This window comes from uncultured Dokdonia sp., assembly GCF_947492815.1.
Classification (GTDB): Bacteria; Bacteroidota; Bacteroidia; order Flavobacteriales; family Flavobacteriaceae; genus Dokdonia.
In genome coordinates, this window is sequence record NZ_CANLOB010000019.1 from 29,728 (window position 1) to 42,374 (window position 12,647).

A 12,647-nucleotide genomic window follows, 5' to 3' on the forward strand; every position below is an offset into this window, starting at 1 on the left:
TGATTATATTATTTAATACGTTCAATTCTCTCTTCTATCCCATGTTCTCCAAACTTTTCTAAAACGATAATACTACCATAAGTATTATAAGTGAGTTTTGTATAGCTTGTAGGCTTTTGAATAAGCGTAAGATTTCTTCTTTCTTCTTCTTGAGTCTTTGGTAATGCTTTCTCATTTACTAATGATAAATAATACGTACGTTGTTCTATAATGTTATCGTTCTGGTCATACGTTAATGTATATCCCCAAGGTAACTGTGAGCAAATCATACAACCCGAATACTTATATTCAATTAACCTTCCTTTTGTATCATACGTATAAGAGTCTGACCAATTTGCTTGCTCATTTTCAGGATTTGACCATTCTACGATTTCTTGGTTTTTATATTTCTTCTTAATAAGTTGTTTAGGAAGTCCATAAAATAGATGAAAATGCTTTTTGTAGAAGTGCACATCTAGTGTTTGCTTCATGTCTTTTATTGCGATAGTATCTGTTTTATGCAGTAGATTATTTGAATAATAAGAAGAAACAGAAAAATATAGGGAATCTGATTGTGCAAAACCTGACAGTGATATCAATACCAAAAGAGGAAGTATACTATATTTATTCATTTTTATTTCTCTCGTATTTTTCAATAAAATCCCATAATTCAGACTTTTTTGGATTAAAGAACACTTCACTTTCACCATCACTTAAATGAAATTTTACACCCATTTTAATCAAGTCATTTTTTATCCTTTCGGTTAGAGAATTATCATTAATAGTGAAAATTACATCTTCACCCGATTCATAAATTTCCATAAGTTCTTCGGCTTCAGTTAAAGTATATTTTTTTAAAATATGTTGAAAACCTGTTATGATATATAGAAAACTGAATTTTTCATTTTTATTAATATTAATTTTTATTTCCATAATAGTCAATTCACCTATATACTCATAAATTAACCAGCAATTTCTTCTAAAGCCTTCACTAAATAATCAACATCTCTTTTCGTAATAAAAATGGCAAAAGAGATACGTACGCCATTCAACTCAAAAGTACTCATAGGTCGAGTGTCTATGCCATAGGTTTCGGACAGTTGTTTTTTAACATCCTGTACATTTTTATCTATAATTTCTACCGTTTGTATAGCACAAGATAAATCATCATGCCCAGGCGTTTTAAATCTAAAAGAAGGATTGTCTTTTAGTTTGTTTCTAAAATAATGTTTTAGCTCATACGATCGTTGTGCAATCTTTTCCTTTCCAATCTTAGTATGAAAATCTATGGCAGCGCCTAAACCTAAGTATTCAGGTAAATTACGCGTATTATAGTTTTCTAGACGGCGTATGCTAGGGTCATCATACCCATAAGCTACTACCAGTGGTTTTAGATAGTGCTGGCTCTCTTTTTTTGCATAGAATACACTAATGCCTTTCGGCGAAAATAACCACTTGTGAGCACTCGCTGTATAAAAATCACATCCTAAGTCGTGCAGATCTATCGTAAACATTCCTGAACTTTGTGCACCATCTACGGCAACCAAAATTCCATTCTCATGTGCCATTTTCGAAATCTCTTTCACAGGAAGGATCATTCCATTGGTATTTACCATATGACACATAGAAATCACTTTGGTTTTAGGTGTAATAGCATTTCTGTAAACCGCAACAATATCTTCAACAGTTTCAGGGAGGATAGGAAGTACAGGACGAACTAATTTGACGCCTTTTGATTCTTGCCATACCTTCCAAGGGACAGTACCACTGTGATGTTCGTGATCTCCTAAAATAATCTCATCACCAGGTTGTAAATCAAAACTACGCGCAATCAGATTCATTCCCTCAGTAGTATTATGTGTGATGGCTATTTCTTCATTAGAAACAGAAAATACATCTGCCACTTTTTGACGAACCGTTTCTTTTTCATCACTCCAATCTCCCCACATATATTTAGAAGGAAACCCATCTAGAGTTGCCCTAAATGAGTTGGTAGCTTCTTGTACTGAAATAGGAGAAGGACCTAAAGATGCATTATTAAAATAATAAAGTCCCTCAGCAAAAATGAATTGTTGTTTTATCTGTTCCCAAAAAGTTTCAGAATCATCTGTGTAATTTACACGTGATGGTACATCTTTAGGAGTAGATGCATTTGCAGTATAAGAAGGTAATAAGGTAGCTCCTGTTACTCCTGCAAGCAACTGTTTTACAAAAGACCGACGACGATTATTTTTCATAAAAGATTAATTTGTCTAAGTATCTATACTAAGATAATACCCTCAATAATAATGGGGTTATACGCTTTCGCGAAAGCGTGTAAAAACTAATTTCAAAAGGTATGCTGTTTAGAATGTCATTTAACTATTCTAAATCGTATGTAATATACGCAGAAACCATCCAATAATTATTTTCAGTATCAGTAGCAACTTGTGCTTCTGGAATAGCAATCGTTAAGGTATGCCTTCCTGTAGTTAAACCTTCTAAAGGAATAACTTCTGGTATTACATCACTTCCAGGACACCAATTAGAACGCGAGAAATCTGAAGAGGCTATCTGTTGTGTAGAGGTCTCATCTTCCATAATTTTATTTGCAGGCCATGTCGCCGATGTAGGATTGAAACGCCTAAAACTCGCACAATCATCTCTCCATGGGATAAATGATTTGACCATTGTTCCGCCTAGTGTGATGATATTTTCTTTTTTTACAAACTCATCACCACCTCCATGTCCGCCATGTCCCGTAGTGATGTAATGTAGCTTAGCATTTTTAAAAGGTGTATCTATTGAAAAATCTACAACGATGGTATCTTTAGAAAAGGCATCAAATAATCGTTGTGCAGAGGCATATTTAGTTGTATTTACTAGTGGTAACACTTCTCGTTTTTCTGTTGTATGATTAGGGAAATCACTTTCGTCAAAATCTAAGGAAACAGATATATTGTATCCTTCTTTTGTCCACGTGTCTATAAATACACCGATGTACACCTCATCATGTAATACCGGTAAAAGGTGAGAAATATCTTGCGACCAAGAAACCTCTTTTTCCCAATGAGGAATATAAATAGGCTTACGATCTTTTACGCGTTCACTATCCGTAAAATGCCCTACACCAAATGGAGTCATAAATCGAAGTAATTCTATGTTAGGGTTATATGCAATACTATCTTTTGTAAAAGAAGTAATAGCAGGATACATTTCTTGAAGTTGTGCTAGGTCAAAATTCCCATTTTCAAAATCTAATAATGAAATATCAGTATCTGTTGGAATAACAAATAAAGACCCAGATTTATCCCAAGGATCTCCATTAGATGTTAGTGTAACATTGACGCTTGCTTCTGTTTGTAAAATATAGTTGGGAATTGTTACTTTTTTTACAATCACACGACCTGCATCCAAACGCAAAATAGCATCCTGTAATGGAGAAGGGTCAGATTTAAATGCCATATCAAAATACAAGTTTGTATTTTCAAAAACGTGTATGGTTGTATCTCCTATAGGTTCAATAATAGCTTCTTTACAGGAAAAAAATACTGTAATTAAAGTAATGCATAAAAGTAATTGTGATTTCATACAATGGCTGTAACTAGTTGTTATACTTGATTTCTCCAACCTCTTTTTTCAAGGTTTCTTATATTTTCTAATTCTTTTATTGATGAGAGATACTTCAGAAGTAATTGCAATTCATGATCTTCTTGATTTCCTTCAAAAGGATTGATGTAGATGGCATTGCCATAGTTGTCTTTTGTTTTTTCAGGCGAATCATCTACAATAAGCATGCGTTCTATGGTATATCCTTGTTTCTTTACTTTTTTAAGACGTTTCTCATGGATATAAGTGTCTAGGCTATAATCTCTCCTTGTGGTACAACGTGATCTTCCCCAAATGAATTTAAAATCTATAGTAGGAGGTTTTATTTGAGCTACAATATCTTCTACATACCTATCATCTGCAGAGGACCATATGGCTAAATCAAAATACACACTTACCATCTTTAAGAACTCTTCTAAATACGGTCTCTTGTAAATATAATAATCTGCATAAGTAAAACAATGTGGAATATCTTGCTGAACCTCTGTAGCATGTATTAAAGTCTCATCAAGATCTAATATGAGTAAGATATTTTTTTTGTTTTCAGATACCAATTTCGAAAAGAATTATTTTATGGAAAATTAAGCATAATAATCTTCATCTTTCTCAGTATTTCTTTTGAAAATACTTTCGGCATCAATACAAAATATTCTAATGCCTTTTGGGAAGAAGTAGGCAAGTATTGCCAATCCAATACATTACTATTATAACTATAAAAGTTGCCATACATGATCAGTACATCGTATTACCGAAATGTTACATCCTAGTTTTGACGTGCCTTGAGAGTTTGTTTAAAATAAAAACAGAAACACTTGGGGGTATGTTTCTGTTCTTACTATTGATTTGAGGTATATTGATTTGGGGTAAAACGATTTAGGGGTGTTGTAATCAATATATAATTGCGAGTGTGTTTGAAGTATCTGTTTTTATGTTTGTTGCATACATACGGATACGTCTTAAATTAGGTAGCTTACTAATTTTCTTTGGGAATATTCCTGTAAAATCATTTGCATACAGGTATAAGTATTCTAGGCTTTCTATTTTGGAAATTTCTTCAGGGATACTTCCTTGTAGTATATTGAGAGAAAGATTAAGACTTTTTAATTGGTCTAAGTCTCCAATAGTAGTAGGAATTTTTCCTTGTATATTATTATTATGAAGGTTGATAACTTTTGCATGGGTTAGGTTTCCTATAGAAGCAGGAAGTTCACCATTTAAGTTATTATTTGTAAGTTCTAAAGCAACTACTTTATGGTCAATAACAGTAACTCCTTTCCAGTTTTCTACTGAAGTTGTTAAATCCCAAGATTCTGTCCAGTGATCTCCATCTGTAGCATAGTACAAATCGATAAGCGCTTGCCTTTCGGAAGAAGATATCGTAGTAGCTGTCGCGGTAAAAGAAAAAATCGATAGCACTAAAATAAAAACTGTTTTCATATTCTTGAGTTCTGTGAGTACAAAAATATGAGGAGTTTCACTTGTCAATTTATTTGACAGGTAAATCATCGATGAATCGTTGAAATACATTAAAATATAGATGAAATACACAAAAAAATATATATTTTGCTAGTTGTATGTAACTTTTAAAAAAGGTGTTTGAGTGTAGATATTTGTTTTTTAGGTGATTGTGGTTTTGAAGATGTTTGTTGTTATGTATTGTTTATTGAATAGTTATTTTTTTATAATAACAGAAAAGTTGAGAAGCATTTTTTATAATAAATGCACTTGCAAATTAATTAGTAATGAATGATGGTACTTCTTGTACCCAAGCATAGGTAAGTGTGAAAAAGACATATAGAATGATAATTGAAAGGAAGGCTTTAATTTGTTTAGCGGTAGCGTTTTTAATTTTATTAAAAGTAGTTATTTGTATAATGCCTGGGTGTTTTTCAATAAACTTAGCTCCATTTTTAAAATAAATCCATCTAATGAATAAGAGTAGTAAAATTAGTATGGAAGCGTGGTAAACGAGTACTATGGGATTCATTAATTGGGGGTATGCGTATTCAAATGGACTATCTGTTAGTCCTATTAAACTCCCTATGCCCATTATAATCCAGGGAATGTTTACATGAAATATTAACCCTTTATGATAATCTTCATATCCTTTTTTAAGAGTTGGTTTTTCTAGGATAAACTTTTTCAATTTTGATTTTAATATATAACCATAAAGTATTGTCCATATAATTAAAAATAACCACGCCTGCCTAAATAGTATTTCTATAAGTTTTTCCATTTACATTATTTAAAAAAATATAGTGTATCTAAATTAAAATAGAAATTCTATTGGTAAGAGTATGTTTATCATCGTATCGTTTTTACAAAGTCTGCAACACTATTGGCTCCATGAGCAGTGATATGTTTTATAAAAGCACTACCGATAATGGCACCTTTCGCGAATGCGGTAGCCGCCTGAAACGTATCTGAGTTACTAATTCCAAAACCTACAATTTGTGGATTTTTAAGATTCATAGCATCAATGCGTTCAAAATAATCAGATTGCGTATTTCCAAAACCACTTTGTGCACCTGTCGTACTCGCACTGCTCACCATGTATATAAACCCGTCACTAGCAGCATCTATCTGTCTGATGCGTTTATCACTAGTTTGGGGAGTGATTAAAAACACATTCAGTAAGCCATGCTTTTCAAAAATAGCTTTATACTCAGCTTCATATTCTGCTAGTGGAAGGTCTGGCATAATGATACCATCAATACCAATTTCGGCACAAGTAGCGCAAAATTTCTCAACACCATACTGTAACATAGGATTGAAATATCCCATTACTATCAATGGAATGTCAATGGTTTTTCTAACATCTTTGAGTTGTTCAAAGAGCAATTGTGTGGTCATTCCATTTTTTAATGCTGTCGTACTACTTTCTTGAATGGTAGGACCATCAGCTAAAGGATCAGAGAATGGAAGTCCTATTTCTACCATATCTACTCCGCTATCTTGTAATTGTTGCAGGATAGTCATTGTGTCATTAATAGCAGGATATCCTGCTGTAAAATAGAGACTGAGTAATTTTTTATTTTCTTGTAATTTTTGTTGTATACGGTTCATTTTCAATTAGAAATTGTATAAATATTTTGTGTAATAAATCATTCTGATTCCTGAAAGTATTAGCAATATTGCTGCTAAAACAGTAAAAGACAAAGCATGAAATAGGTAGCGTTGTTTGTAACTTGATTGTTTATAGGGTATAAAAGTAGTTAGTGTACCAATACTAAACCCCCAAATAAAACACCATATAAAAGAGGAGAAAAATATATATAAGGTATGAGATACTTTAACACCTTCCTGTTGCCAACCATACGCTTGAAGTAATCCATTACAAAGACTAAATAGTAAGGCAATTGTTGCTAGTATTTTAATAATATATTTTCTTTTGTCTAGAGTCATTCTTAATCTATATAGATTTTTTTTCATTTCCGCGAAGGAGGAAATCTCATTCTATTTATTTGTTCTCTTTTTCAAAGGTGTAAATCTCTTTTTAGCTTTTTTTTATGAGTTAAAGTGTTATGTTTTAACGCTTCGCTCTTCCTATGGTCGTGAATCTCAAAGGCTCGATTTCGCGAAAGCGTATAAATACTTTTCTTAATTTATTTTATGGGTGAGAAAGTTAATCTACAATTTAAAATAATCAATATACGTGTTCAAATCCTTATCTCCACGCCCTGATAGATTAATGACAATCACTTCGTCAGGTTTGAATTTGCGTTCTTCAAATATAGCCAGAGCATGACTCGTTTCTATGGCTGGAATAATCCCTTCTAGTTTACTTAATTCAAGACCAGCTTGCATGGCATCGTCATCAGTCACAGAGATGAATTCGCCGCGCCCCGTTCTAAATAAATTGGCATGCATTGGGCCTACTCCCGGATAATCCAATCCCGCTGAAATAGAATATGGCTCTGTAATTTGTCCGTCAGGTGTTTGCATTAAGAGCGTTTTGCTTCCATGTATAATTCCCTCACGTCCTAAAGCCGAGGTAGCCGCGCTTTCGCCTGTATCAATTCCTTTTCCAGCAGCTTCTACAGCAATAATACCCACTTCTGGCTGATCTAAATAATGATAATATAATCCAGCGGCATTACTTCCGCCACCTACACAGGCAACCACATAATCTGGGTTTTCACGTCCTTCTACTTCCTGCAATTGCTTTTTGGTTTCTTCAGAAATCACCGATTGAAATCGTGCTACCATATCCGGATAGGGATGAGGCCCTACTACAGATCCTATGATATAATGCGTGTCTACAGGATTATTAATCCAGTCACGTATCGCCTCATTAGTGGCATCTTTCAGCGTTCTACTTCCAGACATAGCAGGACGTACGGTAGCACCTAGCATTTTCATACGTGCAACATTAGGAGCTTGACGCTCTATATCGATGGCACCCATATACACAATACACTCTAACCCCATTAAGGCACAAACTGTTGCAGTTGCTACACCATGTTGTCCGGCTCCTGTTTCAGCAATGATTCGGTTTTTGCCTAATCTTTTGGCCATTAATATCTGACCAATGGTGTTATTTACTTTATGAGCTCCCGTATGACATAAATCTTCTCGTTTTAAGTAAATTTTTGTGTTGTATTTTTTACTAAAACGCTCTGCATAATAGAGTGGTGTAGGACGTCCTACATAGTCTTTCAATAATTGATTGAACTCCTTCTGAAAAGAAGGTTCTTGCATGATCTGAATGTATTGCGAGCGTAACTCTTCTACATTTGGATAGAGCATTTCAGGAATAAATGCACCTCCAAAATCACCATAATACCCTCGTTCATCTGCTTGGTATGTTTCTGTAATCATAATATTTTCGTGTTACACCTCCCTCAATCCCTCCTTTCTAGGAGGGAAGCGAGTTGAGAAGTGAAAGTTGTCAATTGTTCAATATTTTTTAATCCAGGCTTATCTTCAAACTTGCTATTTACATCCAGTGCAAGAATAGGAAGATTCGTTCCTAAAATTTCTTTTATGTTATCTATTTCTTCTAATCCAATACCACCACTTAAAACAAAAGGTGTTTCGGAAGTATATTTTTTTAGTACACTCCAATCAAAGGTATATCCATTACCCCCTTTGGCTTTTCCTTTGGTATCAAAAAGGAATGCATTTACAAGTCCTTCGTAAGGTGTGAGTCTTTCAAAATTAAAAGTGTCTTTGATAGAGAATACTTTCCATATCTCGACTGCGCTCGATATGACATTCTTTAGTTCTTGTATATACTCAGGAGATTCGTTTCCGTGTAATTGGATGATATCTAAGTTATATTTTTCTATTTGTGCTTTCGCGAAAGCAATGCTAGCATCCACAAATACGCCTACTTTTTTTATGCCATTTGGAAGCATTTGGATCTCCCCATCAAAATTTCGAGGACTCTTTTCATAGAATATAAACCCAAGATAATCTGGCTGTAATGCAGCGACTTCTTGTGTGTTGTATTTCATGCCGCACACTTTTATTCCCACAGAGGTGGAAATCTCATGCTTTGGAGTTGTATGTTTATGATTTTTTGGCATGTAATCTTTCGGCTAGTTCCTTAATGATGTCATGATCATCAGGTGTGAAACTTACTTTTTTTAATCTGATTTTTTTCTTTTTTCCTATAAATGTATAATCACCAGCATACTCATCTATATGCACTATCTCGTCAAAAAAAAGTCGGTTTATAAACAGGATATTGTTTTGAGTAATACTTTTTTTGTCAATGATGACATACGTATTTAATTTAAAAACGAACCATAGCAGTAAGTGTATTCCTCCTACAAACATTAATGCTTGCCAAAACGGAATAGATGTAAGTAAGATTCCCATGTCAATATTGAATAGTATTTTCAATATTAAAAGCGCTATGCCCAATGCAGTCCAAGCTATGCCCATTTGTAAAAAGTAGCGTAGTCGTTTATAACTAAATGGAATACGTTTTTCTGAGATCATAATTCACTTATAAATGTGGAGGCACTTATGCCTGGATTATCGGTTTTCATAAAGTTTTCTCCTATCAAGAAGCCTTCAAAGCCATACGGTTGTAGTTCTTTGATTGCGCTTACATTACTAATCCCACTTTCAGATACTTTTACAAAATCATTAGGGATCAATGTAACCAGATCTTTACTTGTTTGAATACTAACTTCAAAGGTTTTTAAATTTCTATTATTAATCCCTAACATATCGACGGTTGGAACAATAGATTTTAGGAGTTCTTCTTTATTGTGTGATTCACAAAGTACGTCAAGGTGTAACGCTTTCGCGAAAGCAGAAAAAGAAACAATCTCTTCTTTAGTTAGAGAGGCAGCAATTAAAAGAATCGCATCTGCCCCATGTGCTTTTGCTTCCAGAATTTGATACTCATCTACAATAAATTCTTTGCGTAATAACGGGAAGTTTGTAGTTGCTCTGGCAAGTAATAAATCGTCTAGAGAACCGCCAAAATACTTTCCGTCTGTTAATACAGACATACCACTAGCGCCTGCCGTTTCATAACCTTGTGCTACATCTTGGACACTTAAATTATGGTTAATAACAGATTTGCTAGGAGACCTGCGTTTGTGTTCTGCAATAATACCAGAACCTTCTTTCAGTGCAGTTGCTAGTGAACGCGTTTCCCGATCAAAAAGTGGAAACTGTTCCAACTGACTTGTCGAAATCAATTGTTTTTTAAGTGCTACTTCTTTGCGCTTGTCGGCTATTATTTTGTCTAATATCGTCATTTTATTCCCGCGAAGGCGGGAATCTCACCCCGCTTTTCTGTTTTATTCCCGTTTTTACGAGAATTTGTTAAATTTTATATTTTTCACCTCCCCCTAGCCCTCTCCTCAAGGAGAGGGAATTAGTGTTTCTATTTACTTAATTCCTGTAATTTCTTTAATTTTTCTAATGCTTTTCCAGATAGTAGGCTTTCTTTTGCTTGTTCAAACCCTTCTTTAGGTGTTAGACCTTTTACGGTAGCAATCGCCATTCCGGCATTGGCACAAACTACATTGTTTTGTGGTGTAGTTCCTTTACCTGAAATCACATCTACAAATATTTTTGCTGATGCTTCTACACTATCACCTCCATAAATATCTTGTTGAGTATGTGCTGCTACTCCAAAATCTGATGGTGTCAGCATGGTTTCCGTTAGATTGGTAATGGTTTTTGTAGGCCCCGTTAGTGAGATCTCGTCATAGCCATCTAAAGCATGTAAAATGGTAAAGTTTTTATCCCCTTTTTGATAGAGGTACCCATACATTCTAGCCAATTCTAAATTAAAAACACCCACCAGTTGATTCTTAGGAAATGCAGGGTTTACCATAGGCCCAAGCATATTGAAAAAGGTTTTAACGCCCAATTCTCTACGTATAGGAGCTACATTCTTCATAGCAGGGTGGAAGAGTGGTGCATGCAATACGCACATACCAACCTCATCCATAGATCGTTTTAAAAAGTCTTTGTCATTACTAAATTTAATACCAAGATGTTCCATAACATTACTACTTCCGCTTACAGAAGAAACTCCGTAGTTTCCATGTTTTGTGACATGAACGCCTGCACCAGCAGTAACAAAACTAGAAAGAGTAGAGATATTAAAGGTGTCTTTCCCATCACCACCGGTACCACATAAATCTATAGTATTATATCCAGATAGATCTACAGAGAGGCATAGGTCTAGTAATGCATCTCTAAATCCTTCCAATTCTTCTACGGTAATGCTACGCATCATATATACCGTAAGAAAAGAAGCAATTTGACTGGGATTGTATTTCCCTTCTGATATGTTGACTAAAATCTCACGGGATTCTTGTTTAGAAAGAACATCGTGCTGTATAAGTCTATTAAGTATCTTTTTCATATTCATTTTCCGTGAAGACGGAAATATTATTTTAATTATTCTATAATCACTTATTCTTTTGGTCTATTGATATAGATAATCTCTAAATTTTTAGCATCTGTTGTGAGATTATCTTGTCCTTTTTTAAGGATATTTTCTTGCTTTGGGATACCTTTCCCAAAAGCATCTCTATCTATATAATTATAAATACCGGTACTAGTAGAAGCGATCCATCCTTTTGCAAAAGCAGATTTAGTAATTGTTATCGAACCGCCTTTGTAATTTGATAATAGTTTTTTGGCAGCTCTTCTTGCATCTTTTTCTGCAGTATTATTTGGAAACACCATATAGGTGCCATTTTTAAATAACACCCAGTTTTTTCTATCAGGATTAATACCCAGCTGCACATTGAAAATTAATGACTTATAATCTTCTCTTTTCTTATTAACTACTTTTGGTTTTTTCTTTTTTACTACAGGTTTTTTTACCTCTTTCACTTCTTCTACGGGTGGTTTAGGAGGTTCTGGTACAGAATCTTCAATTACTTCTGGAACTTCAGGAGCTTTAACATCTGATACTTCAGGCATTTTTGGAGTAGCTGGTGCTTTCGGTTTGTCTTTTACACAAGAAAAAATGATACTGCTTAGTACTAGGTAAAAAAAGAGACGTCTCATTATTTAGGTTTTAGTTAGTTATCAATCCAATTTTTGATCATTGCTTTTCCATCAGGAGTTAATACACTCTCAGGATGAAACTGCACGCCACGTACATCATATACTTTATGGCGTAATCCCATGATTTGTCCCGTGTGATCTACTGCAGTAATTTCCAGACTTTCAGGAAACCCATCTTGTGCTACTACCCAAGAATGATATCTCCCAACTGCTATTTGAGTGTCTAGTCCTTTAAATAAAACGGTGTCTTCTTTAGTAATGTCAATTTGAGTGGCTACTCCATGAAACACTTGGTCTAAATTAATAAGACTCCCCCCAAAAACTTCTCCAATAGCCTGTTGTCCTAAACATACACCTAAAATACTTTTAGTAGATGCATACTTTTGAATGACCTCTTTTAATAAGCCAGCTTCCTCAGGAATACCAGGTCCAGGTGATAATAAAATTTTAGAATAATCTTCGCAATCATCAATATGAAATTGATCATTACGCTTTACTACCACAGTACAGTCTAGCTCTTCCAAATAATGGACGAGATTATATACGAAACTATCATAGTTATCTATAACGAGTACTTTCTTCAT

At 34.3% G+C, this 12,647-nt stretch carries 15 protein-coding genes; all 15 read right to left on the minus strand.

Translation table 11 applies throughout. The annotated features are described in order from the left end of the window. Positions 1 to 8: 8 nt before the first annotated feature. The gene (locus Q1A01_RS15935) at positions 9 to 611 is read right to left on the minus strand and encodes a hypothetical protein (RefSeq protein WP_299683001.1); all 603 of its coding nucleotides are present in this window, start codon (positions 609 to 611) and stop codon (positions 9 to 11) included. Then, positions 604 to 912, minus strand: a complete 309-nt coding sequence (locus tag Q1A01_RS15940; protein WP_299683003.1) for a hypothetical protein — start codon at positions 910 to 912, stop codon at positions 604 to 606. The genes Q1A01_RS15935 and Q1A01_RS15940 overlap by 8 nt, the downstream gene beginning before the upstream one ends. Positions 913 to 941: 29 nt before the next feature. Continuing rightward, on the minus strand, positions 942 to 2,216 hold the full coding sequence (locus tag Q1A01_RS15945; RefSeq protein WP_299683005.1) for an aminotransferase class V-fold PLP-dependent enzyme: 1,275 nt from the start codon (positions 2,214 to 2,216) through the stop codon (positions 942 to 944). Positions 2,217 to 2,340: 124 nt separating this feature from the next. Then, complete coding sequence (locus Q1A01_RS15950; protein ID WP_299683007.1) at positions 2,341 to 3,549, minus strand: PNGase F N-terminal domain-containing protein; 1,209 nt, start codon at positions 3,547 to 3,549, stop codon at positions 2,341 to 2,343. A gap of 20 nt (positions 3,550 to 3,569) precedes the next feature. Then, on the minus strand, positions 3,570 to 4,121 hold the full coding sequence (locus tag Q1A01_RS15955) for an HAD family hydrolase (protein ID WP_299683009.1): 552 nt from the start codon (positions 4,119 to 4,121) through the stop codon (positions 3,570 to 3,572). A 334-nt stretch (positions 4,122 to 4,455) separates the two neighbouring features. Continuing rightward, entirely contained in the window at positions 4,456 to 5,004 is a 549-nt protein-coding gene (locus Q1A01_RS15960) for a Two component regulator three Y domain protein (RefSeq protein WP_299683011.1), read from the minus strand. Positions 5,005 to 5,299: 295 nt separating this feature from the next. Further along, positions 5,300 to 5,713 carry a hypothetical protein gene (locus Q1A01_RS15965; protein WP_299683013.1) on the minus strand — a complete coding sequence of 138 codons (414 nt, stop codon included), beginning with the start codon at positions 5,711 to 5,713 and terminating at the stop codon, positions 5,300 to 5,302. Positions 5,714 to 5,871: 158 nt separating this feature from the next. Further along, positions 5,872 to 6,633: a tryptophan synthase subunit alpha gene (gene trpA / locus Q1A01_RS15970; protein WP_299683015.1), complete on the minus strand. Its 762-nt coding sequence runs from the start codon at positions 6,631 to 6,633 to the stop codon at positions 5,872 to 5,874. A 564-nt stretch (positions 6,634 to 7,197) separates the two neighbouring features. Continuing rightward, a complete protein-coding gene (gene trpB / locus Q1A01_RS15975) occupies positions 7,198 to 8,388 on the minus strand; it encodes a tryptophan synthase subunit beta (protein ID WP_299683017.1) in 1,191 nt (396 codons plus the stop codon). Positions 8,389 to 8,411: 23 nt separating this feature from the next. Beyond that, complete coding sequence (locus tag Q1A01_RS15980) at positions 8,412 to 9,026, minus strand: phosphoribosylanthranilate isomerase (protein ID WP_299683019.1); 615 nt, start codon at positions 9,024 to 9,026, stop codon at positions 8,412 to 8,414. A gap of 55 nt (positions 9,027 to 9,081) precedes the next feature. Then, a complete protein-coding gene (locus Q1A01_RS15985) occupies positions 9,082 to 9,516 on the minus strand; it encodes a hypothetical protein (protein WP_299683021.1) in 435 nt (144 codons plus the stop codon). Next, positions 9,513 to 10,289 carry an indole-3-glycerol phosphate synthase TrpC gene (gene trpC / locus Q1A01_RS15990; protein WP_299683024.1) on the minus strand — a complete coding sequence of 259 codons (777 nt, stop codon included), beginning with the start codon at positions 10,287 to 10,289 and terminating at the stop codon, positions 9,513 to 9,515. The genes Q1A01_RS15985 and trpC overlap by 4 nt, the downstream gene beginning before the upstream one ends. Before the next feature lie 128 nt (positions 10,290 to 10,417). After that, a complete protein-coding gene (gene trpD, locus Q1A01_RS15995; RefSeq protein ID WP_299683025.1) occupies positions 10,418 to 11,410 on the minus strand; it encodes an anthranilate phosphoribosyltransferase in 993 nt (330 codons plus the stop codon). A gap of 50 nt (positions 11,411 to 11,460) precedes the next feature. After that, positions 11,461 to 12,063: a hypothetical protein gene (locus Q1A01_RS16000; protein WP_299683027.1), complete on the minus strand. Its 603-nt coding sequence runs from the start codon at positions 12,061 to 12,063 to the stop codon at positions 11,461 to 11,463. Positions 12,064 to 12,077: 14 nt separating this feature from the next. Next, on the minus strand, positions 12,078 to 12,647 hold the full coding sequence (locus tag Q1A01_RS16005) for an aminodeoxychorismate/anthranilate synthase component II (protein ID WP_299683029.1): 570 nt from the start codon (positions 12,645 to 12,647) through the stop codon (positions 12,078 to 12,080).